The organism is Vibrio sp. 10N.286.51.E5, assembly GCF_041469125.1.
In the GTDB taxonomy this organism is placed as follows: Bacteria; Pseudomonadota; Gammaproteobacteria; order Enterobacterales; family Vibrionaceae; genus Vibrio; species Vibrio crassostreae_C.
Window position 1 is genome coordinate 155,074 of the sequence record NZ_JBFRJZ010000021.1, and the last position, 23,219, is coordinate 178,292.

26 protein-coding genes and 1 pseudogene are annotated in these 23,219 nt (G+C 43.4%); 9 read left to right on the top strand and 18 right to left on the bottom strand.

The window, feature by feature from the left end; translation table 11 throughout:
• Positions 1-17 precede the first annotated feature (17 nt).
• Complete coding sequence (locus AB4161_RS07890) at positions 18-482, bottom strand: LysR family transcriptional regulator (RefSeq protein WP_372083141.1); 465 nt, start codon at positions 480-482, stop codon at positions 18-20.
• Positions 483-646: 164 nt separating this feature from the next.
• Between AB4161_RS07890 and AB4161_RS07895 the strand changes: the two genes are divergently transcribed.
• A complete protein-coding gene (locus AB4161_RS07895) occupies positions 647-1,147 on the top strand; it encodes a nuclear transport factor 2 family protein (protein WP_017059088.1) in 501 nt (166 codons plus the stop codon).
• Positions 1,148-1,344: 197 nt separating this feature from the next.
• Positions 1,345-2,091, top strand: a complete 747-nt coding sequence (locus tag AB4161_RS07900) for a nuclear transport factor 2 family protein (RefSeq protein ID WP_017059089.1) — start codon at positions 1,345-1,347, stop codon at positions 2,089-2,091.
• Between the two features lie 156 nt (positions 2,092-2,247).
• On the opposite strand, the gene AB4161_RS07905 is transcribed toward AB4161_RS07900, so the two are convergent.
• The 11 genes from AB4161_RS07905 to AB4161_RS07955 form a co-directional block, all read right to left on the bottom strand.
• Positions 2,248-2,928, bottom strand: a complete 681-nt coding sequence (locus AB4161_RS07905) for a GGDEF domain-containing protein (protein WP_372083142.1) — start codon at positions 2,926-2,928, stop codon at positions 2,248-2,250.
• Between the two features lie 198 nt (positions 2,929-3,126).
• On the bottom strand, positions 3,127-3,504 hold the full coding sequence (locus AB4161_RS07910; RefSeq protein ID WP_240700390.1) for a hypothetical protein: 378 nt from the start codon (positions 3,502-3,504) through the stop codon (positions 3,127-3,129).
• Between the two features lie 249 nt (positions 3,505-3,753).
• On the bottom strand, positions 3,754-4,923 hold the full coding sequence (locus AB4161_RS07915) for an MFS transporter (RefSeq protein WP_372083143.1): 1,170 nt from the start codon (positions 4,921-4,923) through the stop codon (positions 3,754-3,756).
• Between the two features lie 128 nt (positions 4,924-5,051).
• Entirely contained in the window at positions 5,052-5,960 is a 909-nt protein-coding gene (locus AB4161_RS07920) for a LysR family transcriptional regulator (RefSeq protein ID WP_102333226.1), read from the bottom strand.
• A gap of 200 nt (positions 5,961-6,160) precedes the next feature.
• Positions 6,161-6,340 carry a hypothetical protein gene (locus AB4161_RS07925; protein ID WP_017059095.1) on the bottom strand — a complete coding sequence of 60 codons (180 nt, stop codon included), beginning with the start codon at positions 6,338-6,340 and terminating at the stop codon, positions 6,161-6,163.
• Between the two features lie 63 nt (positions 6,341-6,403).
• The gene (locus tag AB4161_RS07930) at positions 6,404-7,129 is read right to left on the bottom strand and encodes a metallophosphoesterase (RefSeq protein WP_136978213.1); all 726 of its coding nucleotides are present in this window, start codon (positions 7,127-7,129) and stop codon (positions 6,404-6,406) included.
• A gap of 79 nt (positions 7,130-7,208) precedes the next feature.
• Positions 7,209-7,703: a YcxB family protein gene (locus tag AB4161_RS07935; protein ID WP_102320053.1), complete on the bottom strand. Its 495-nt coding sequence runs from the start codon at positions 7,701-7,703 to the stop codon at positions 7,209-7,211.
• A 467-nt stretch (positions 7,704-8,170) separates the two neighbouring features.
• A complete protein-coding gene (locus tag AB4161_RS07940) occupies positions 8,171-10,165 on the bottom strand; it encodes a choice-of-anchor X domain-containing protein (protein ID WP_017059098.1) in 1,995 nt (664 codons plus the stop codon).
• A 12-nt stretch (positions 10,166-10,177) separates the two neighbouring features.
• Positions 10,178-11,695: an esterase/lipase family protein gene (locus AB4161_RS07945; protein WP_372083144.1), complete on the bottom strand. Its 1,518-nt coding sequence runs from the start codon at positions 11,693-11,695 to the stop codon at positions 10,178-10,180.
• Positions 11,696-12,184: 489 nt separating this feature from the next.
• The gene (locus AB4161_RS07950; protein ID WP_372083145.1) at positions 12,185-13,282 is read right to left on the bottom strand and encodes a nickel/cobalt transporter; all 1,098 of its coding nucleotides are present in this window, start codon (positions 13,280-13,282) and stop codon (positions 12,185-12,187) included.
• A 94-nt stretch (positions 13,283-13,376) separates the two neighbouring features.
• A complete protein-coding gene (locus AB4161_RS07955) occupies positions 13,377-14,099 on the bottom strand; it encodes a DUF1007 family protein (protein ID WP_372083146.1) in 723 nt (240 codons plus the stop codon).
• A 475-nt stretch (positions 14,100-14,574) separates the two neighbouring features.
• Here AB4161_RS07955 and AB4161_RS07960 point away from each other — a divergent pair, with 475 nt between their 5' ends.
• The gene (locus AB4161_RS07960) at positions 14,575-15,021 is read left to right on the top strand and encodes a NifB/NifX family molybdenum-iron cluster-binding protein (protein ID WP_017059102.1); all 447 of its coding nucleotides are present in this window, start codon (positions 14,575-14,577) and stop codon (positions 15,019-15,021) included.
• A complete protein-coding gene (nqrM, locus tag AB4161_RS07965) occupies positions 15,018-15,215 on the top strand; it encodes a (Na+)-NQR maturation NqrM (protein WP_017059103.1) in 198 nt (65 codons plus the stop codon). The genes AB4161_RS07960 and nqrM overlap by 4 nt, the downstream gene beginning before the upstream one ends.
• 63 nt (positions 15,216-15,278) lie before the next feature.
• Here nqrM and AB4161_RS07970 read toward each other — a convergent pair whose 3' ends face one another.
• Positions 15,279-15,557: a DUF134 domain-containing protein gene (locus tag AB4161_RS07970; RefSeq protein ID WP_029235478.1), complete on the bottom strand. Its 279-nt coding sequence runs from the start codon at positions 15,555-15,557 to the stop codon at positions 15,279-15,281.
• Between the two features lie 34 nt (positions 15,558-15,591).
• On the opposite strand from AB4161_RS07970, the gene AB4161_RS07975 reads away from it, so the two are divergent.
• Both AB4161_RS07975 and AB4161_RS07980 read left to right on the top strand, forming a co-directional pair.
• Positions 15,592-16,041, top strand: a complete 450-nt coding sequence (locus AB4161_RS07975) for a PaaI family thioesterase (RefSeq protein WP_372083147.1) — start codon at positions 15,592-15,594, stop codon at positions 16,039-16,041.
• A 34-nt stretch (positions 16,042-16,075) separates the two neighbouring features.
• Positions 16,076-16,204 (top strand): annotated as a pseudogene (locus AB4161_RS07980) (ABC transporter substrate-binding protein); the annotation flags it as partial.
• A 42-nt stretch (positions 16,205-16,246) separates the two neighbouring features.
• On the opposite strand, the gene AB4161_RS07985 reads toward AB4161_RS07980, so the two are convergent.
• Positions 16,247-16,450, bottom strand: a complete 204-nt coding sequence (locus tag AB4161_RS07985) for a hypothetical protein (RefSeq protein WP_017059106.1) — start codon at positions 16,448-16,450, stop codon at positions 16,247-16,249.
• Positions 16,451-16,814: 364 nt separating this feature from the next.
• Between AB4161_RS07985 and pnuC the strand changes: the two genes are divergently transcribed.
• The 3 genes from pnuC to AB4161_RS08000 all read left to right on the top strand — a co-directional run bounded on the left by pnuC (position 16,815) and on the right by AB4161_RS08000 (position 19,092).
• Positions 16,815-17,549: a nicotinamide riboside transporter PnuC gene (gene pnuC, locus AB4161_RS07990; RefSeq protein WP_372083148.1), complete on the top strand. Its 735-nt coding sequence runs from the start codon at positions 16,815-16,817 to the stop codon at positions 17,547-17,549.
• Positions 17,550-17,557: 8 nt separating this feature from the next.
• Complete coding sequence (locus AB4161_RS07995; protein WP_372083149.1) at positions 17,558-18,286, top strand: nucleoside phosphorylase; 729 nt, start codon at positions 17,558-17,560, stop codon at positions 18,284-18,286.
• A 125-nt stretch (positions 18,287-18,411) separates the two neighbouring features.
• The gene (locus AB4161_RS08000) at positions 18,412-19,092 is read left to right on the top strand and encodes a Crp/Fnr family transcriptional regulator (protein ID WP_372083150.1); all 681 of its coding nucleotides are present in this window, start codon (positions 18,412-18,414) and stop codon (positions 19,090-19,092) included.
• A gap of 145 nt (positions 19,093-19,237) precedes the next feature.
• Here AB4161_RS08000 and AB4161_RS08005 read toward each other — a convergent pair whose 3' ends face one another.
• The 4 genes from AB4161_RS08005 to AB4161_RS08020 all read right to left on the bottom strand — a co-directional run bounded on the left by AB4161_RS08005 (position 19,238) and on the right by AB4161_RS08020 (position 22,877).
• Positions 19,238-20,941, bottom strand: a complete 1,704-nt coding sequence (locus AB4161_RS08005) for an FAD-dependent oxidoreductase (protein WP_372083151.1) — start codon at positions 20,939-20,941, stop codon at positions 19,238-19,240.
• 268 nt (positions 20,942-21,209) lie between these two features.
• A complete protein-coding gene (locus AB4161_RS08010; protein WP_133151375.1) occupies positions 21,210-22,112 on the bottom strand; it encodes a VirK/YbjX family protein in 903 nt (300 codons plus the stop codon).
• Positions 22,113-22,432: 320 nt separating this feature from the next.
• Entirely contained in the window at positions 22,433-22,576 is a 144-nt protein-coding gene (locus AB4161_RS08015) for a hypothetical protein (RefSeq protein WP_017059112.1), read from the bottom strand.
• Positions 22,577-22,601: 25 nt separating this feature from the next.
• The gene (locus AB4161_RS08020) at positions 22,602-22,877 is read right to left on the bottom strand and encodes an HU family DNA-binding protein (RefSeq protein WP_065584244.1); all 276 of its coding nucleotides are present in this window, start codon (positions 22,875-22,877) and stop codon (positions 22,602-22,604) included.
• Positions 22,878-23,219 lie beyond the last annotated feature (342 nt).

Sequence of the window (23,219 nt, forward strand, 5' to 3'; positions counted from 1 at the left end):
ACCAAAGGCAATTTTACTTAACTTGGTCCCAACTCATTTGCCGGGCGAATCGCGATATCTGCATCTAGGTGTGAAATATCCAATTGACGAGATGTGAGGCTGAGTTCTAACTGAATTTTTGGATAAAGCCGATGAAAAGCAGCCAAATGAGTACCCAGAATGAGGCGAGATAACGCATCGGTCGTCGTTATTCTTAGCGTACCTTCTAGCTTCAATTCCTGTCCAAAAACCTTGTGCTCCAATTCTCTTACTGTGGATTCGATAGCGAGAGCTGACTCCAGAAGCTTTTGCCCTTCAACCGTTAGTTTGTATCCGGTAGGAAGTTTATGGAAAATTCGTAATTTGTGACGATACTCAAAGGTGTCAATACGACGTAAAACGGTGCTGTGGTTTACACCAAGTGCTCTTGCCGCGGCCGACAGGGATCCTTCATTCGCCACTGTTAGAACATATTGCAGGTCATCCCATCTTATGTTGTGCATTTGCGCATATCCAACGTGTTCAATTAGTGAGTTTACCAAAAATTTAGCACAGCTATAGTTATCTCAACAAGGCAACAAACAGAACTGAAGTTCAAAGCATGCACTGATGGCACTTTTAATCTCCCACGCATTGAGCTTCAAAATTGACAATCAGGAGAAAGAAAATGTTAAAGAAAAATCTACTTATCGGTCTAGCGAGTCTTCTGGCTTTCTTTCAATTCACTCCAGCCCTTGCAGATGAAACAAAAGCAGTCGATTCAGCAAAGACACTAGAAACGGCTCAAGCATTCTTATGGGCGGCAGGCTCAGGTGATATGGCAAAACTCGAGTCATTAATGGCCGATGATTTTGTCTGGCACAACGAAGGTGACGCCGACATCCCTTGGATCGGTAACTGGGAGTCAAAAGAAAAAGTGCTCAACACTTTCTTTCCTCTATTTGGCGCAGGTTTGAAAGTCACAAGCTGGTCAACAGACTATAGTTTTGTAAACGGCGACCAAGCAGTATTCATGGGCAGCATGAGTGCCATTGCGAATGAATCTGGTGTAGACACGGGTAAATTCAGCTGGGCGGTTCGAGTTCAGGTTGAAGATGGCAAAGTGAAGAGTTGGAACTGGTTTGAGGATAGCTACGCAGTATCTAAAGCTTATCACGCCAAACAGTAACCACAGTGACCAATTAGGTTGTAAAGGCTCGATATGCTGTAGACGTATATCGAGCTTAACTTGGTTTTGAATAGCGACGCGAAGAGCCTATTCAACAATCCGACAGTTAAAAGGACACCTGAGACAATCTAGTTCTGAGTTTCAGTGTACGAGCCAAATAACGTACTTTGGCACTATTAAGTTTGGAGAAACTATCTATGAGCAATAAGCTAGCGAATGCGACTAATCTGTATATGGAAGGTATCCGAGATGGTCATGCATTAGAGGCGGTAACGAAGTACACCGGTCAACGTTATACTCAACATAGCACTGGGGTTCGCAACGGTATTGATGGTTTTGTTGAGTTCTTCGAACCGTTCTTAAAACGCTGCCCTGTTAGAGACATAAAGATCATACGTTCAATCGTCGATGGCCAATTCGTGTTTGTTCAAGCATTCCAAGATATTAATAATGGCGAATATAAGTGGGTGACTACGGATCTATTCGATACCGATAATGACGATAAAATTATTGAACATTGGGATGTGATTTCTGCCTTCGAAGCTCAACCGACGGAAGGGGAAGGTCGACTGCAAGGGCCAATCAATCATACTGACTTAGATAAAACAGAGGAGAATAAGAACCTTATCCGTGATTTTTTATGTGATGTCATGGTACTAGGGCAGAAAGACAAGCTATCAAAGTATCTCCAGCACGAAGAGCTAGCCGTTTATCAAGCCTCAGATGTGAGCCCTTTAGATAGCTATATTGGTGGCTATGACCAAGTGTTCAAGATTGTCGGTCAAGGTAACTTCGTAGCAGCTTACAGCCGAGTTATTGATAATGGTCTCGAGGTTGCGCGTTTTGATCTATTCCGAGTTGAGGGAGGTCAAATTAAAGAGATATGGGTAAACCAAGAGCCCGTGCCACCAAAAGCAGAATGGGTAAATGGCGGGAAGTTCTAGAGTCGCTTTAAGGGAGTTACGCCAATAATGCTATCGCTAAAACAAACCGAAAAAGCGCATCCTTGCTAACCTTACTGGTTGTGTGTGTTTAACCTCTTGAATCTTAGCCAACATGTTTTGTGATGGAAGAATATTTACACTGTTTTACAACTCGGCTTAACGCTCCACAATGCAATCGCGCCCTTGAGATTTTGCGTCGTATAGGGCGTTATCCGTTCTTTTAATTAATGAATTCCAGTCATCGTTTATGAGGGCTTGAGTCACTCCAATGCTGACAGTATACGTGCCAGAAGAGAGCTCTTGATTGGAGTTGTGTTTTGCGTGGTTTCTTATTCTTTCAGCTATCTGCATTGCTTGAACTTTATTCGCTCTAGGTAACATGACAACAAACTCTTCTCCACCATAGCGAAAACAGAAATCGCTTGTGCGGCATGTATCTTCAAGAATTTGACCAAAGTGCTTAATCACATCATCTCCCTTGTCATGACCATAGGTATCATTAATTTTTTTGAAGTGATCTAGGTCGGCCATCAGTACAGAAATGTCACTCTCTCGGCCTGGTTGAACAAGCTTGGGTATCAGTTCTGCTAGGCCTCTACGGTTATAAAGGCCGGTTTGTTCATCAGTGATCGATGAACGATAGGTCTGCTTCAACAAACGATCAGTTAAGATCCAAAACACTGAAAATGCGAGGCTAACAATTGTGATTGTCATGATAACGAAAGACAATTTATGAATATCTGATATCAGGTAATAGTTCGAATTCGTTCCTTTGGTATGAGCAAGTACGCCCCTAATTGCCATATAGAGAATGTTGATAAACAGGGTCAGATTCAACAGACACTTTGCTTCTCTGTTATCGTGCTTTTCCCCTGAATAGTTTGCACAGAGGGCTAAGATACATATCGTCACAACGAGAATACTTCGAGCCTCGATCCTAGAAGTAACAGAAGGCGCAATTAGGGCGCTATAAAGGAAGAAGCTAATGCCAAGGTGCGAGTTATTCAGGAGCCTAACCTTAGCTTTGTTATACCTTTATTTTAAATTCTCTAAGCCCGATGTATCGACGCCTTTTAAGGTGTCTTTTGCTACTTCATCTAAATCCGTCGTTGTCGATTTTTGAGGATAACTAGCAGCGGCACCTTTACCGATCGCTGTTGCTTCTGCTTGTAGCTTTTTCCCCTCAGACTCACCCGCGATCCAGCCTTGTTTGTAGTCACTGTCTGACTCAAAACGCTTCCCATCTTTTATGTAGTTTTCGAAGCTATTGCCGCTTTCTTGCATGCCGCTATGCCTACCGTCATGAAAGCCCTGTATGTAAGAGGTGTTGTGACCACTCTCAATCAAAGCACTATCACTTGTTCCGCATCCGGACAAAATAAAAACTAATAAGATTAAAAACAGTTTATTCATACTCAAAGCCTCGGAACTCAGTCGTCTAAATGATAAGAATAGACCAAGATCATCTCGCAAAGGCATAACAGCGCTCTAGGTGGGAAAGCTTGTTTGAGAATCATGATATTCAAAACTTGAGAGAGTAGAGTTACTACTGCCTTATTAGATCTAGAACGATAGCAAATCACTGGGTGGTAATTTGCTATCAATTACAGAGTGAATATCCGTTGTGCATATTGGTAAGTTCAAGAATTAAGACGAGGTGACTTATTGCTTATTTGAACGGTTAACGATAAAACTCAATATCACGACTGCAATACTAAAGCCCACAACACCAATCCAACCCCCACGTTCAAATACCTGAATTCCCACAAATGAACCAAACGCACCACCGAGATAGTAGCCAAGCATATAGATTCCGTTGATACGACTTTGAGCTTGTGGGTCAATTGAGAATACGCGTACTTGGTTCGATACTTGAGCGCTAAATACCCCAAGGTCGATGAGAATGATACCGACGATCAATCCAGCCAATGTGTCAGCGAAAAGCCCCGATATAATAAAACCAGCAGTAATAATAACTAACGCCATACTGATCATGTTTCGAGAGCCAAACTTGCTCACCAGTGACCCTGAAACTTTTGCTCCAATGACTCCAGCAAGAGCAATAACACCAAACATTCCTGCCTGTTGTGCATTGTAGTTAAACGGAGATTCACTGACATGCAGAGCTAACGTCGCCCACAGCGCATTGAACGAAGCAAACCAAAGCGCGCCAGTTAAAGCGGAAGTACGCAGTGTCGCATGCTGCTTGATTAACGTGGCCATGCTCGCAACCAGTTTAAGGTAAGGTATTTTCGTTGTCGGCGTGTTCGTCGGTAAAAAGGCATACAGCAACACACCAAAGACCATCGCAATAATTGCTGACATCATAAATACCGCGCGCCACCCAAACTGCTCACCGATGAACCCACTGAGTGTACGCGAAAGCAAGATGCCCACAGTTAGGCCTGTCATTAATGTGCCAATGACTTTTCCTTTCGTTTCTGGAGTACTTAGTGACGCTGCAAATGGAATCAGCTGCTGAGTGATGTTGGCACTCAAACCAATCGCAAAACACGCAACAACCAGAGCCACTAAGCTAGATGCAGTAAACGCGACAAAAGATGACAACACCAACATGACAGACAAGATCGCTATTAGGCGTCTGCGGGGTAACGTGTCTCCTAAGGGCGATAAGAATAGCAATGCCACGGCATAACCAATCTGACCGGCAGCTGGCACTGCGCCTAGCTGTTCGCTTGTTAACCCTAGCTCTGCGCCGATCTTAGGTAAGATGGGTTGGTTATAATAAAGGTTTGCAGCAGTTGCCGAGACTGCGCTCGACATCAGTAATAAACGTCCTGTGCTCAACACTTCTGTAGTCAATTTTGACATGGTGACACCTTAACTTTGGTTCATCGTTTTAATGAATGATTTCGATGAGCTAAGTCTAAGGTTAGCGATTGAATAACAAAAATAACCATTTGATTTAAATTCTATACGAATCTGGTATAGATAACTTTCTAAGCCATGTTTTGTTGAATCGCCTCTATTTCACTCTGTACGACAGCAACAAAGACACTGGCTGTAGGGGATAGAGTATGCGAATGGTGTGTCATCACTAATGGCATTTGTACGTCCACAGATTCAAGATTAACAAATACACATCCCTCACTGCGTAAATCACGAATTGCATGCGGTGCGATAGATACACCTAAGCCAGAAGAGACTTGGGTTAACACGGTTTGCATGTTGTTGGGTTGTTTTTTTATATTTGGAGAGAATCCAGATAGGTCACATTGAGTAATGATGGAGTCAAATAATCCTACCGCTTGTTCACGTTCAAATAAGATGAAAGGGTCTTGCTGCAGTTGTTTCATTTGAATGGTGGAGTATTTAGCCAACTCGTGGGTGACGGGCAAAACAGCAACAAGCTTATCTGTATAAATCGTCACCGAGGTGTAATCATCAACAAGCAGGTTCGGCAGTGGGCGAGAGAAGCTAATATCGATCTCTCGTTTGTCCAGAGCTTCGATCTGTTCAGAAGCCGTCATCTCAACAAGATCAACATCAATATTGGGGTTTTCAGCAATATACTGTCGAACTAAACGAGGCAAAAAGCTCAGAGTTGCGCCTCCAAGATAACCAATAGTTAAAGTACCAATACAACCAGAAGAAGCTCGAATCGCGGACTGTTTTGCTTGTTCCGTTTGTTCGATGAGTCTAATCGCATCTTTAAGTAAGTGCTGCCCTGCGGCGCTAATGACGACTTCGCGAGATGTACGGAAAAATAGGCTCACTCCAAGTTCGTGTTCAAGGCTTGTGATATGGCGGCTAATGGCAGGTTGAACGGTATTTAACTCTTTTGCAGCTTTTGAAAAACTGCAATGTGTCGCGACAGCCACAAAGCTTTTTAGTACTTTGATTTCCATATAGCCTCAATATAAACCTAGGTGATAAAAAAGCGCTAACTTGCGCCTATATTGCTTTTATTATCAATCACAAAGACCTTGCTAGCAAACCTTAGGGTAATAACGTTTGCAAGGCTCTGGTCACTTGTGAGAGTGGGGCGATAATCCTACGTATTCAGCTTTCAAGCTTTCTGTTTTCTAGATAATTCTTTTTCAAACTTTTAGTTTTCGAGCTCTTCGTTTTCGAGATTGCGCCGAACTAAATCGTGCATTTGTTTTACAGTCATCAGTGCTAACCAGGTAATTTCTTCTACTGAACGTTGACCCGTTGTGGAAGTTGGGTTGTGGGCTTCAATCACAGATTGATAAATTGAATCGCCGCAAGCCTCTTCTATTGGCATAGCTCTATATAGTTTGGTTTATTTGAAAGCTAATCTATGAGGTTTAAGACAGTAAGATAGGGTTCAAAAATAGACAGCTTGGTAGTTGATGGAATCAGTACAGAACGAGATTCGACTTAATCCTATCTTCTCGCTGCGATTGTATTCATTGATCGAGTGGTCAAAGCCATAGGCTGTCGACGGGGCCATATATTGAGTTATGCCTTGCTGTGTCGCTGTTATTTCATCATGGCCATGACCGCAGAACACGTCACGAACGCGATATTTTCGAAGCACTTTCATCACATCAGTATCGTTCTCTAGGCGGATCGCTTTCATCCAATCTGCACCGACTGGAATGACAGGGTGGTGAACAACCACGATAGGATCATTGGCCTTTCTCAATTGTTGTTTTAGCTGAGCCATGCCGCGGTTATCAATACGCCCTGAACCAAGTGGGTGGCGGCTGTCTAGCGGCTTGAAGCTTGAGTCTAGGAACACAAACTCTCGTTCACCGATGGTGGCTTTGTCGGTGACATAAATCGTCGAGCCTTTTAGCTCTGTGCGCATTAAGCGAGAGTCATCATGATTACCCGCAATCACGTAAATGGATTGGTCGCTAATGTGTTGCCTAATGAATGCCTCTAATCGAACGTAGTCGCCATACTTTGGGTCACAACAAATATCACCAGTCAGAAAGATGGTCTTGCATGCCGTGTCTTTGTTGACGTATTCCAGTGCTCTGCGCAGGTTCTCATAGCTGGATTCATCGGAAAGGTGGCAATCACTGATTTGGTACACGGTATTCATTGTTATTGTCCGGTAATTCGATACGTAGAATTAAAAGTGATAGAAAAATGCCTGCTAAATCAGCAGGCATTTATTGGTGTTATTTCGCTTTTGATGCGGCGTGGTGTTCAATCATGAAGGCAATGGCTTCATTGCTTAAACAAGATTTACTCACATATTGGCGCTGTTTACCGATATGCAGGATAAAACCAAGATTGGTCTGCTCAAGTTGGTCGATGTCACTCCACGCGATGGTGTTGGTCGCTTTGTGGTTTTTGTAACTTACTCCGTTAGCGTCACCTTGAAAGACAATTTTGCTGCCTGCGCCTGAGCTGATCTTTTGTCGCCATAACCACCAGGTTCTTTTGCAGTACACACTGAATGCTTCAATCACACTCAAAACGATAAAGAACCAGCCAACATAGCCGTTAGGTAATAGTTCAAACTCCAGTAGAACCACACCAAAAATAAGAAACAGTATTCCTTTTAAGTAGGCTTTTGGAAATTGAGTCGGAAGGCTAGTTTGATCATAACACTCCGCGAAAAACGTCTTGTCGAGTTTGTATTCTGTAGTGAAACCGGGTTCTTTAGACATGTGAGGCTACTTTATGGTTCTCTGTGAATGGGCTGTCAGTGGGCAGGTGTCCCACGCTGCAATTTTGCAACTTGATTATTGTATCGCTTCTCACTGTTTTTATTTAGATATTTTGGCTCTGTTTTGTAAATCGATGATACTTAACGGGTCTATTCTAACTTTAGCTATCAGACTAGTGTAGGGGCATCTTTAAAGTCACCTAAAAATTTGGTGATGGGATGGATAGATCTGTGGAGTCACCCGGTTGTTGGGACTACTGGCCTTTTTGGATAAAACTTCGATCTCATTTTGTTGGTTGATGGAGTCTATAGTGATTAGCGTGCTTTATCACTACTGTTGAGGGGCTGGCATAGTCTGCTCTAACAGAATAAACATATGAAGCTTGCAAAGTTCATCACTGTTCACTCTGAGAGGCCATGCCCAAAGCGATACCTTGGGCATGGCCTTATTCTATTTCAGTTTTAGGATCAGTACTCGATGAATAATGACACCTGCTTAACGTTAATGAAGAAACTTCTTTCATAGGGAGAAGAGGTAAGAGCAATATCTAGTTTGTTCAACCCAGACACTCTCTTCTCATTTAATGCTTCTAATAGTTTAGAGTTGGTAAACCTAAGCGTTTGACCGGCTTCTACGTTGTTGAATGTAGTGAGTGGATTACTCCATGCTGCACATATTGTAAAAGACTCACAGAACGTGTCGTAATCCAGTGTGTTTGGAGACCAAGTTTGATTAACGATATGCGCAGTTACATTGTTGAATGGAAATTGAAGAGTTGAATCTCCGAAATCAACAATAAGCGTTGCCTGTTTAATTTTCCCTCGAACCTCACTTAAGTCAAAACTCGCTAGTGTTTCGTAGTCGTATGGGATTGAAGCCCCCGCTCTTAAGTAACCACCGACACGATGTTGCGTGACATGTGTTGCCGGGGTTGCTTGCCAGTTTTCTCTTTCCAAACCGAATAGGTTAGAGGGGAGGGTCACATTCACTGGCGGACTGAAATCAGAGGCTTGGTATGGTGGAGTTTGACCGAGAACTCCTTGTCGATAGGAGTCAACGCCACTGTAGATTAGCAGTGCGTTCAGTTCATAAGGACCATCGGCTTGCTTAAACGTGTCACCAGGAACGGTAAACTTGATGGTGTTTTCGCCAGCCTCAAGCGGTTCTTGGAAACTCACTAGCTCTAAATACTCTCCGGCTGCACCAACGATATTTACCGAACCTGTGTAAGTTCCACTGCGCGTAACATGGATAGGAAACTCAAAACTCAGCGAATCAATGTAGGTTCCATCTTGCGACATAGTCGGTGTGGTGACTAAACTCCCCGTGACTTCAATCGGTTCGCGGCAACGCTCAAAAGATGCTAAATCAATAAATTCTTCAAACTGAATTCGAGGGGCTGAAATTCGTATGTCATCTTGAGTGATTGCGTAGATGATCGTCGGGTTGGAGGTCAAAGTAGACGCTGAATCAAACGCGCCAAAAATATCTTCAGTTGAGTACTGTAGAGTGACGATTTGCTTCGCAGGTTTGAGTTGCAGACGTTTGCTTGTGTTCAGCTCGTCAATTCCATCGGTGAGGTAACCATGAATGGCAAAATCCCCCGCGGATTTAACATCAAGTTCCAAGCGCTGCTCTAAGGCAATAACACAGCCTTCAGAGGAAAACAGTGGAGCGAGTGAGAGGCTGACAAATTCAATGTCAGAGGGTAGTACGTGGATTTTTTTACTTGTCTGGCGAGTGATAGTTGTTCCATATTCTTCAAAAGACGTTATGCCTTCAATTAGATAATCCCCTTCAGCGGGTGGAACGAAAATATTGCTGTAGACACCATCTTTAGCAATAGCATCGAAATTGACACCCTCATCTTTAAGCGTCAGGCGTGTTTTTATTCCAGCTTCATCAATGATCACTGCGCTGGTTTGGGCACCTGTGATTGGATTCCCTTTGTTTGTCAGTAATGCAGAAACGGGAACTGGTTCACCGACCACAAATTGGTTTGCAGCTATCGCCATGCCAAACGCAATAGGGGATTGGATCGCAACCTGAGCAATAATTACTGTGTTGTAACTTGGGTTTGGAAAATCAACGACGATCTTCCATTCGCCAGGTTCAGGGTTAGTTACTTCAGGCAAAAATAAATAGCTGCCCGGTAGCGGCGGACTTTGTGTGTCACCTGAAAGTATGTTCGCTTGCACATCATTGGATGATGTTGCGACTTGCCCGTTAGGCTTGACTAAATATACGGTTGCATCATCCAACGGCACGATGATTTCTGCTTTTAGGGCTTCCGCTTTGTCGATGGTAAATAGCATTGTGACTTCGTTATCGTTACTAGTCACTGGTTGAGATAGTGTCGTGCTTGTACTCATCCCAACGGGTATTGCATTACTGGCGATAGCCGGTGTGATGAAGGTACAGAAAAGACTGAACACCATCACTAATTGCTTGATGAATTTCATTGTGGCCACTCCTTAGCGCATTGAAATAATTTGTTGTAGAAAACGTTCAACGTTTTGTCCCGTTTTCATTGTTGAGTGGTTAGCCAATACGTTACCCAATGCATTGGTATAACTTGGGTTAGCGCTTGCCAAGGTTACAACAACATCATTTTCTTGCGGTACTGTTTGAATGGCTTGGTAACTGACTATGGTGATTGGATGAGCTTGTGGTCCATGCACACTTGGCATTGTGACCGATTGAGTTTGAGTATCGAGGTAGGCCGCAGAACTAAAGCTTCTTAGCGCCTGCCAAGCGGTAACGCCTGCCCAACGCGATCCCCACGGGAATAGGCCAACGATATCAGGATCTTTCTCAATAACACCGTCTTGGTTGAGATCGGCATTTGCCCCAATAGAAAATGTATTTGCAATATTGCCGCGAGTACGCATTTGGATCGCGTTTGATGCTGTATCCGTTGTTAGATCACGGATACCAGGCATTTTAGGACCCGCAAACGGAATATTTGGGAGTTGCATGTACTTGCCAGCGTAATTATTTGGATCGGTACTGACCTTACTGTAGATATCGGCGTAGTGGTCCATTTTTATCACCGACAAATCTGCTGCGACGCTACCAAGGTGAGGTGTGGAGAAAGTAGAAAGGGAGGTTATCTCAAAGGAAGGGCTAAGTGCTTTGAGGTTTTGGGTATCTAGCCCGCCTTTACTGTGTGCAATGACGTGAACTTTGTCGGATTTCAACTCATCGAGAAAACCCTGAATTTTGTTGTTCAAGATATTAGCGTTAGTCGCTGTGGTTCCATTTTTGTCAGCAGAGAAACGAGTATAACGAATGCCATAGTCATCAAGTGTAGAAAGCACGCCTGGAGCCGTATCATCATCCCAAGTGTCTGATTGTGCAGCAATGCCATGAGCAAGAATCACAGGAATGGCAACATCAAACTCGATTGAGACCCAATCGACAGACATACACCAGTTGTCTCCCGTATTGCCTGTATCAATATCGACGCGAATCTCATTGTTTTGGCCGAACTTGACATCACTGATATCGACTTGAAGGTTAGTATCCGTCCAACGGTTATCAGCGCCTTGCAGCGTACCTAAAGACTTTCCGTTAAAAGATACGACATCTATTTCTGGAGCAATATTACTGACGTTGGCATTGGAGTCTATGTCGAAGACCGGCATGCTAATCCTTGCGTTAGAACCGAGAACGCCTTTTTGCTGCATATCGCCCAGTTTACTTGGGGCAATTCTCCCGTCACTTTGTAAAACGTTGGGGCTGACAACCATAGGAACAGGTAAAGAGATAAGTAGAGGTCCGCCAGAAGCATAGGTACAACCGGTATCCAGACCAGGACCAGAATTGACAACATAAACGCCGAGTACTTCTTGCGGTGGGGCTATCCCAGAGCTTTGTGAACGCATCGAGAAATTACGCAATTCGTGTGAATCAGGTATATCTTCGGCACTCGCGAAACTCGGAGAAAGTAACAAAACACTGAGCGTGGCGCTCGGAATGTATAGTTTCATTTGTTTACCTTTGAGTATAGGTTATCCAAGAATTTGGTTGAAGAAAGCTCTATCTGTAGTTGTAAGGTAAAGGCTTGGAGTTTGATGTGAAATTTATTGGGTATAATTTCGGCTTGTTACTCAATTGATAAAACTGCTGCTCTATTTTTTTTCAAAATAGGAAGAGTGCGATCGTAGTTTCTGGATTGCGGAAGTTATGTCCTTATTTTCAAAAGGAGGGGGATAGTGCTCTAATATTGTTAGAACAATCTAAGTTAGTTTATGAAAGAGTAGCTAAGAATAGGAAAATCAAAGTTGGATGTAGGTTTGTTACAGAACTACATAGAGCGCGCTGTTCTGAATGGCTGACTACTAACCTAACTGGCTGTGCAAAGTTAGGTTAGTAGAAATTATGTGGCTGTTAATTCAGATTTGAGATATAAGGGCTAGTGTTTTTTAGTAAAAATGGTAAAGGTCGCAATAAACTGAGGTTTGTTATTACATCGTTCGCTACATAGTGAAAACAGGCGACATACCGCTGTCTTGTCCACTCATTAGCAACAAGCCAATTAAGACAAGTAAAACACCACCGAATAGCTGTAAATAATGACCTGCGGCTTTTAGTGAAGCACTGTTATTCTTGTTACCTGCTGCCAAATAGCGTTTTACCAAGTTCTTGCCTGTTAGTGTCATTATAGCAATCGTCGAGGTTGTGAAAGCAGTACCAATCGCCATGGCAAAAGCACTGACAACACCCATCCAATATAGGCCAACCATGTTTGCGAAAAGCAGTGCCATGATGGCTCCGGTGCACGGTCTTACGCCAATCGTCACTATAATTCCAGCATATTCTTGGAGCGTTGAGGCTTTGTTGATTGCGTCTGCATCGGCTACATGCTGGTGGCCGCACCCACAGTCGGCATGAGAATGATCTGCATGAGTGTTAGCTGCGGCTTGCATTGTGCTAGTAGCGTCGATTATCGGAGAAGGGGCTGATATTGATGAACGAAGTGCCATTGGCGAACGCGCTGAAATTGTCGCAGCTGTGTCTGTTGCGAGTGTAGTGATGGCTTTCACTTTCAGCTTAGGCTTACGCATAGCGGTGTAGATGTTTTTCAAAGCCTTCCAACATATAAGTGCGCCGACGACCGCGACTAAGGCAAAGCTTAATGAAACAAACATATTCGCTTTGTCATTCACTACTCGCATGGAAGCACTAAAGCCCCACAGCAACACGCTTACTAGTAAGATTGCGACCAATGCTTGTAAAAAAGCGGAGACGACCGTAAGCACTAAACTCGCCTTGGCTTTGGTTGGGTGAGTCGCTAAGTAAGTCGACACGATAACTTTGCCGTGCCCAGGCCCCAAAGAATGAAGCATGCCATAGATAAAGCTGAACCCGATAAGGTAACTGCCTGCGCCCCAAGGGTTGGATTTAGCTTCATAGAGCAGGTCTGCAAGTTCTGAATTGACTTCTCTTTGCCATTGAATGCTAGAGATAACTAACGATGGCCACATGGACCACAGTTGATACGCACCAATAGCAATAAGCACGAACGCGCCAGCACCAATGAGGTAGTGATTGATTTTGGATTGATTTTTCTTCATTTAACAAGAACCTATATCTAAAATCTTTCTGTTAATTAGTTGCCATGCTTAATCAGCTAGACGCTGACTTAAAGGCTGAAACGAATCACTGCGACTAAGAAGCGGGAACCGCCGCACAATGAAGCTCAACCGATTGTGTAAACAGTTGGCCTAGCGTGTTATCTGGATCTGCATCGACAGGTAAAGACATTGCATAACTCATTTGCTCTGGCGTCGGGTTAGGATCGATTAATTCTAAATGGCATTGTCTTGCTAGTTCAGGTGACAATGTCACGTCGCTGTTGGATAGCCACGACATGTCGACAAAGTAACTAGGGTCAAAAATCAATACGCGAAGCGAGTTTCGTGTCACAGGCTTAGGTTTAGAAAGTGGTAGGTCAAATGTTAGAACCATCTTGGCTTTATCACGCTCAAACTTTGCGTTCTCAACCACCTGATATTTGATGGGCTCTTCACCATCATAAAAGTACGTGAAGTAGTGCTCGTACATCATGTTTTCGATTACAGACGCAGCGAGCTTTTTGAATGTTTCAGTTTCTGTATCGGCAGAGACGTCTTCTCCATCCAACATGTACATCGAGGTCATTGCATCAAAAGACCACTCCATAGAGAGACCGGTGATCATGCCATTCTCTCCCTCAATATGAGTTTTCATCTCTATCCAAGAGTGAGGGTGGGCATATAGATTTGGCGCAAAACACAATAATGCTAGGCCAACAGTCAAGCCCTTGAGAGAGCGAAAGCATGTCGAGAAACGGCTTACATAGCGTGTGGAGAGGCGATTGATGACATCGATTAGAATAAATGGCTGTTTCATGAGAAATGATGGTAATTTAGTGTGATGTTATATTATAACAACCCGATGCGTTGTTCACTTCAAATTATAAGCTTGTTTACATTGAAGCCGACTGCAATTCTTGATTTTTAATCCAACCTATTTTTCCTATAAACATCTTTGATTGGTCCCTAATTCGACATTATTCAGACTAGTGTGTGACGTTGAATAGTCGATTAAGCTCTCGGTTGTGCGAGGCCTTTTTGTAATGGGTTTGAGCTTGGCTCTTGATAACAGGCATTAACAACGCAAAAAATACCCCCAGTAAAAATACTACCCCCTAGTATATATGGTTATTTGAAAGGTAACTGAGATAGGCTGAAGATGACGGTAAGTTTGGGTGCTTGTGATCTTAGTTATCGATCCAGTAAATCTTATTTTTCACATGATAGTTATTGGCATATGCCAGTAATGGGGCGTATGCTGAACTCCTGATCATCAATAACAGGAAGTTACTATGTTATACGCAGTACCTTGTCGCGACCTTCATGTTGGCAACCACTTTGCTCGTTCCCCACAGATCGCGATTGTCGATGAACAACGACAGATAAAACAGATTGTTCCTTTGATTGACTCCGACACCTCTTGCAATAAAAAGAAGCAATGGATTTCGGTTCTCCGTTCTTACGATGTGAAATCTGTGGTGGTTCGTTATATTGGTAAGAAGATGCTGGCGCACTTGTTCAATAACGATATTCGAGTCTTGGCATCGACAGGTAAGGCAGAAATCGGGGCTTTGGATTTCGACAATCTACGGGAAGTGACCGATCTCGATTATGGTCGCGAGCCGAGAAATAGTGGGTGTGGCAATAAAACGTGCGGCGAAAACGGGCACAAAAAACAAGCTTCGATTCTAATGGTACAGCCTAATCAGCTAGGTGCTATTCGAGGGTTCCGACAATGACCTTTTTGTTGACGCTATTGGGGTTTGTCGGAGTCGTTACATTGATGGCGATAGGCGTGATTTTTTCGCGCAAGCCAATCAAAGGCAGCTGTGGAGGATTGGCGCAGTTAGATATTGAGCGTGAATGCAATTGCAAGGATGTGTGTGAAGGGCAAAGCAAAAAGCTGTATCAGATTACTGAGCCATCAAGCTAAGTATCGAAGTAAGCATCAGAGTTCTCGCTCACTGAGTTAAATAACTTCTGGCTAACACGTTAATTAACTACTTTGAATCACCAACGCGTGACCATTGACGATGCACTTGGCGACTTTAGCTCGTGCACGCTTGATAATGTTGCCGAACGTTTGGCGAGACACCTGCATTTGTTCAGCGGCTTCAAGCTGGCTCAGGCCTTCTTGATCAGCCAAGCGCAAGGCTTCGAGCTCTTCCAATAGCAATTCTTCTTTATGAAGCTCGTCCATAGGAACACCATTGGGCTTAAAACAAGAGTAAGCCGTACGGGTACACAACTGGCGATGTTTTTTTGGTCGAGCCATATCAATCTCTAGCAATCTATGGGTAAAGGTAAGTATGAAGGTTTTCATTCCACACAATCATCGGCGTTGCCAAGTGTGCAGCCAAGGTTTTTTCAACGACAGCGCCATTTATTTTGAAGCTATTGGCGAGCATGACACTTTAACTAAGCATGAGGCAGTAGCTAAATATAAAACCAGAGCCAAGATTGTACCAACAGATAAAGCTGAGGGCTACGATGGCATCATGCAAGGTGGCATTGTCACTACATTGCATGACAGCGCGATGTTGCATTGTCTATTTCAGAATGATATCAAGGCGATGACGGTGAGTTTAACCTCTCGTTTTCATCATCCGATTTTGATTGGTCAAGAACTGGAAGTTCGTGCCCAGTGGGTGAAAAGTAGACGTAATATCTACTTCCTAGAAAGCCAAATTACTCAGTGCGGAAAGTTATGTTCGTCGGCACAAAGTCAGTTTATGTCAGTTTCTAGCTATCAAACTTAAGCTTGGTATAGCGGTGTTGTTTTATCAGTTATAAAAGTCCAACTACGGTTTCATAATCACTGAAAATAACGTGTAAGAAGAAGAGATTAACCGCGCCCTGTTGAAGATTCGTGAGTCACGAAAGTGGCGTAAAATCTTGGTCGATTATTTCGCAGATCAGTAATCGAAATTAGAGGCTTATTCAAAAGCTTTTGGACTTTCGCCGTTACAGTTGATCTGAATCTGAGGCCTTGATCTTTTTGAAGTATTTAAATGCACTCCAAACCGCGTAAGCCGCAACCCCTACAATCAATGCCGAGCGAAGGAGAATAGGCGCATCATGCTCAAGTTGACCAACATGAGGAACAATACTGGCAAACAATCGACTGGTAAAAAGCAGCCCCATTACTAACATAATTACTTTATTCATGTGACCTGCCATACAATTGAGTACGTTGCACAGAACGAGTTTTGGGGCGATTACACGGTTAACACGCCAGACAACGATTCTGCTCGAAATAAAATCATGCGCTTCTCAAACGTAACCGTCAATGCGATATCGGCGTTAAGCCAGTAAGCTAAAATTTCGTTTTTGGAAGGGGGCTGTTCTGGTGCTGGAGTTTCGAGTTCGAGACTGTGGAAGGGCTATGACATCTTCCCGTGAAATTGATTTTCCGGATTTAATATTCTGATTTATGATCGCATGCATTCTAGGGGGGACAAATGTCCTCCTTTTTATTTGGAGAGGCGCAATAAAATAGGTGCCACTAAAACAAATAATAAAGGACACATCTATGGACCTATTCGCTCTACTTGATATCAACAATACTTTAGTCAATATCCCAATAGGGGATGGCTACGCAATGAGCTGGATTGAAGCATTCGGCACCGTGTTTGGTCTGTTGTGTATTTGGTTTGCAAGCCAAGAAAAAACCATTAACTACCTGTTCGGATTGCTGAATGTCACCTTATTTGCGGTTATCTTTTTCCAAATTCAGTTATACGGACTGCTACTTCTTCAATTGTTCTTCTTCTGTGCCAACATTTACGGTTGGTACGCATGGACACGTCCTAATGAGCAAGGTGAAACGCTAGAAGTTCGTTGGTTGAGCCAAAATAAACTAGTAGCAACGGCCGTAGCGTGTGCGATTTCTATTGCTTTGTTAACTATGTACATCGACCCATTCTTTTTTGCGCTAGCAAACATCGCGGTAGATAGCCTGAATCTATTTGGTGCGGATTTAGCGGAGCCAGTGCTTGAACCGGATGCGTTCCCATTCTGGGATGCCACGATGACCATTCTATCTATTGTTGCTCAAGTTCTTATGACACGTAAGTATGTTGAAAACTGGATACTGTGGATTGTGATTAACATTATCAGCGTTGGTATTTATGCGACGCAGGGTGTGTACGCAATGTCTGTTCAATACGCAATCTTAATGTTTATTGCGGCAAACGGTACTCGTGAGTGGGCACGCACATCTAAACGAAACAGTGATAAATCGTTAACTCAAGCAACGGCTTCTTAGGAGTGAAGATGGCAAAGCAACCTCATATCTGCGTTGATGAAACGCAAATTGCTCCGTTAGTTATTGTTTGTGGTGAGCCAGATAGAGCGAATCGAATCGCTAACTTGCTTGAACATGCTGAACTGGTCTCTGAAAACCGTGAATATCGAATCTTCACTGGTCAATATCAAGGTAAAGCGATATCGGTTTGCAGCACGGGCATTGGTGCACCTTCAATGATCATTGCGGTAGAAGAGCTTAAGTTTTGTGGTGTGACTCATATTGTCCGAGTAGGGTCTGCAGGCGCAATGCAGTCACATATCGGGCTTGGTGAGCTAATTATTGCAGAGGGCGCGGTTCGTGATGAGGGGGGATCTGCGGCTTACGTTAAACCGTCGTATCCCGCCTATGCAAGCTTCTCTCTGCTTAAAGAGCTAGACAAGTTCTTGCAGCAGCAAACAACACCTTACTATTTGGGCACGGTACGCTCACACGACAGTTTTTATACCGATGACGAGAAGGCGCTTTGTCAGTACTGGAATGGCAAAGGCATTTTAGGTGCAGACATGGAAACATCCGCGCTGTTTACCGTGGGACGCTTGAGAGGGCTTAATGTCGCTTCTATCTTGAACAATGTTGTCTTGTACGAACAAGATGTAAAGGAGGGCGTTGGGCAATATGTCGATGAGGCAGAGGTAATGATGCAAGGAGAGCGGCTAGCGTCATTAGCGGCACTGGAAGCATTAATTACTCAATAAGAGCCTGAATAAATGCAAGACGAAAGCGATGGGAGACCGTCGCTTTTTTATTGGGTTCTCTCCTGTGGTTTAAGTGGTTACAATCGTTTGAATATAAACAGCAGTAATGCAATGAGAGAGTAAGTATGAAGATTGCACCATACTCAAGCGGACGCTTTAAAAACTACTTAGAAAAAAAAAGCTCTGAATTTAGAGATCTCATCTACCAACACCAAGTTAACTCTCGTTACTTCAATCAAAATGATGAAATCCTACGTCAAGGTGAGCAGCTTCAGTATCTTTATGTAGTGCCCGCTGGAAGAGTCTCTATGAGTATTTCGGCGGCTAATGGGCGACGCTTTCAATTGGGCGAAGTGAATTGTGATTACCATATCTTCGGTGAGATGGAGTTTTTCACGCAGACCCCTTGTCAGTGGAACGTAGTGGCTGATGAACACATGCAAGTTGATGTTATTTGCATTCAGAGATTAGCAGAAGCACTACTTGAAAATCCGGGGATGATGTTCTTCTTTGCCTCTGCATTGGCGGAAGATTATCAAGACTCTATGGGTATTTACACTAACCGTCTTTTACACTCAATTACCTACAATATTGCGTATGATTTATTGGTTCAAAGCGAGACTAACACTGTGTTAGGCGGTTTCGATAAAGTGAATCAAGAAGCAGAACGATTTGGTACATCGAGCAGAGTGTATCGAAGAGCGGTTAAAGACCTATTAGAAAAGGGTTTCATCAGAAAAGGAGAGCAAGGGTTAGAAATTGTCGATCAGCGAGCACTGCAAGCTTTTATTGACTCCTACGAATAATAAAAGAGCTTGGCACTTACTTAAATGCCAAGCTCGGTTTTTCAATGCTTACTATTAACTACTCGCATCTATTTATGAGCGACTTTCTCTCAGCAACTAGCCCGTAAGTGTCCGCGCACCATTACCGGCGACTAAGTATTAATCCTTAAGCTTTTGCATACATGAGTGTTCTATAACCACCGATTAAGTTGCGTGCTTTAAAGCCGTTGTTGACGAGTTGGCGATAAGCCACGTTACCGCGTAACCCAACTTGACAATAGATAACGATCTCTTTGTCTTTTGGTAGCTCGTCCATACGGTGACGCAATTGGTCTACAGGAATGTTGATCGCATCTTTGATAAAGCCAACATTTTCAAGCTCGCCAGGATTACGTACATCAAGAAGAACTTGCTCGTCTGTCAGTGAATCCATTTCATCGAAGTGAATCGGAGTGGCGTCACCCTTAATGATGTTGTTGGCTACAAAAGCGGCTTGGTTGATTACATCCTTGGCACTGCCATACGGCGGCGCGTAAGTGAGCTCCAAGTGTTGAAGCTGCTCGACAGTCATGCCTGCACGCTGTGCAACCGCCATCACATCAATTCGTTTGTCGACACCATCTTTGCCCACTGCTTGCGCACCAAAGATTTTGCCTGTTTTTGGATCGAACAACATCTTGAACGAGACAATCTCAGCACCTGGGTAGTAACTTGCATGGCTAGCGGTATGAACGTAGACCTTTTCGAAATCAACACCATCACGTTTAAGTTGTTTCTCGTTTTTGCCCGTTGAAGCAACGGCGAGGTCAAAAATCTTACAGATAGCCGTGCCTTGTGTACCTTGATAAGTTTCACTGCGTCCGAGCATGTTGTCGGCAGCCATACGACCTTGACGGTTAGCAGGGCCAGCAAGCGGAACTAGAGTTTGTGCACCTGTGACAAAGTCTTTTTCTTCGACCACATCACCCACAGCGTAGATGCTAGGATCGCTAGTCTGCATCATTTCATTGGTGTAGATACCACCTAGTTCGCCAATTTGAAGTCCTGCTTCTTTTGCTAACTTAGTCTCAGGACGCACACCGATAGCCATGATTAAGATATCAGTAGTTAATGACTCGCCATTATTAAGTGTTAATTCTAATTCACCCTCTATGTGTTGGTGCTTCTCGCTCTCGCCTGAATCAAAACTTGCGATGTGTTCGTTAGGTATATATTTCACAGACTCAAGCGCGACGCCGAGTTTTAGGTCGATGCCTTTGTCACGAATCTCCGCATGGGCAAAGCCGGCCATTTCCCGGTCTACTGGCGTCATTACTTGGTCAGCCATCTCAATCAACGAAGTCTTGATCCCAAGCTGATGAAACGCTTCCATCATTTCCAAGCCGATAAAGCCACCGCCAACAACTGTCGCGTGCTCAGGTTTATTCATTTGGATTGTTTCGATGATGCGATCCATATCTGGAATATTGCGTAGTGAATGGGTGAGGGGGTTATCGATTCCTGAGATGGGAGGAACGACGGCACCGGCTCCGGGGCTGAGCAATAAGAAGTCGTAACTCTCGCTGTAGTGATTACCATCAACAAGATTTTTGACTGTAACGGTTTTATTGGTGCGATCAATAGAGGTAACTTCGTTCATCACTCGTGCGTCAACGTTGAAGCGAGCTAAGAAGCTTTCAGGTGTTTGTAACAGAAGCTTGTTTCTATCCTCGATATCGCCACCTATGTGGTATGGCAATCCACAGTTGGCAAAAGAGACGAATGGTCCTCGTTCAAACATTATGATTTCGGCTTCTTCACTAAGACGACGAGCGCGTGCAGCAGCTGAAGCACCTCCAGCTACGCCACCGATGATTACAATTTTAGTCATACGTTTACCTATTACTGTCTCTAAGTTTAACTATACAAATTGCCGAGCATAGAGCTTGTATCTTCTTAATGATCAGTACTGGCTGGTCGCCGGCGATTGAGTAGTTTTCGAAATACCTAGATACTATAAAGATGTAAATTAGCATTGTCTAATATTTATTTTAAAGCTATCACCTCGGGATTGAGCGTTTGGTCCAAGGGCTGTGATTAGACTAAAGCACGCTAGTAAAGGTAATACGCGTTAGCGAGTCGAGTACAGGTTAGCCAAATTAACTGTCATGAGCATAATGAACAGGATCATGGATGTGCTGACTGATTACGTTCTTCAGATCTTGTTCATACAGATCTAGCCAGGCATAACGCTCGCGATACAACTTACGCTTTTGACGTTTTAGAGCTTCAAGATCTTTCCTGTTCGGGTTTGTCGGGAGACGATAGAAATAGTTATCATGCACCTGTCCATCGTGCTCTTCCCACAGACTGTCGTATTTAAGGCTGATGTCTTTGTTTTTCTTACCGTAGCGTAATGAGTTCGAGACATGACCAGACTCTTTTACCGCATAGATATTGTCGATACCCAAGTTAATAGCGAGCAGTCGTAGTGTTTCTACCATGAAGGATTTAGGTCTTAAACCGTAAAAAGCTTTGGTGAATGTGCGGCTAAATCCATTGTCATTGGCGCCACCCTGTATACCGCCGATGTAGATGTTGTTGTCGAAAACAGTAAACGAAATGGTATACATTTTTTCGAGTTGAGAGTTGGTCAATGAAATTGTCAGTTCACCTTCTTTTCTCGCGTTTCTTTCGAAGCTGAGATTAACCAGATAAACGTTGTCATCTATCTCAAGTTTTAAAAGATTGAGCCTTTCGTTATAGATTTGGTGTCTAGCTTCTGTTGCGAAGGTGTTTTCAAACCAGTCGTAGTGTTTGGATAAGATATCGATCTTTTCTTTATTGCTAAAGCCAGTACATAAGTAGGGAGTCACAAATTTAGAAAGGAAGTTGGGTTGCTTGATAAATAATAACTTTCTCTCTTCAGAGTTGAAATTATTACTCATTTTTCGAGTAGCTGAATAATAAAACAGGGCTCGAATAGTAAACTTAACTATCGCTTTGTACTTACCCTTATTTTTATGGGTATTTGCTTCAATCCCCATGCGAACGACATTCATAATCACCTCAAAGAAGAAGGATTGCTCGAACATAGTCGTGTCATGAACCCTTCCAATAATCTCACCAATAACAAGAAAATGATGATAGTGAAAAAGGTGATTTGGGTAAGTATGGATATGTATAGCTATGTAACTCAATCAGTTACTTAGCGTTCAGATTTTGGACAGATGTGTTTGTCGCTTTAGTGGGGAGGGGTATCAATGTTATTTATTAGAGGCGCTTGCTCCTAAATCAAAAATGCCACTACAAATCTGCAGTGGCATTAGAACGATAACAAACTATCACCTTGCTTAAACCTAAACTTTAGTTCTTATATAAACTAAAGTTCTAACAGTTTAGCCAGTTCACGCTCTTCGAGAAGCTCTTCAATGCGTTGACGAGTCTTAGGCGTTTCTGCTTGCGCTTTAGTCGACTTGCCTGCTTTTTTGCTTCGGCTCGTTTTCGCTTTTTCCTTAGTCGTCATCGTAATCTTCCTTGTGTTTTTTGTGTTACAGGTTGCACGTCTCTTTTAGTGCCTTGCCCGCTTTAAATGCTGGCGTCTTTGATGGGGCAATCTGAATCTCTTCTCCGGTTCGCGGGTTACGACCAGTGCGAGCAGCTCGAGAGTTAACTTTAAAGCTACCAAATCCAAGGATCGATACGTCATCACCGTTCGCAAGCGAAGTAGAGATACCTTCAACTAGCGCATTTAGTGCTGTGCCTGCTTGGTCTTTTGAGATGTCTGCAGAAGTCGCGATGTGTTCAACTAATTGAGATTTGTTCATTATCTATATTCCTTATTGAGTACGGCTGGCGTCTACCTTTAGCACCTAGCTTATGCGATCTTATCAACAGCAATTGAAATAATGTCAGTGAGCGGGTAGAGCTTTGTAAAGTAACCAACAGAATTGACTATAAAAGCATCTGTCGGTTCAATCAATGCAATTCATTGATTATTATTGGTTTATAGACATGTTGCCCAAATTTACTTGAGAAAAGAGCATTAGGGTTGCCCGTTCGATTCATAATCCAAATCGAAGCTGTCATCTATCACGTTGATAACGAAAGAGTAAAAACAAAGAAGCCCAGCTTAATTGCTGGGCTTCATGTTGGTGCGCCGAGCATGG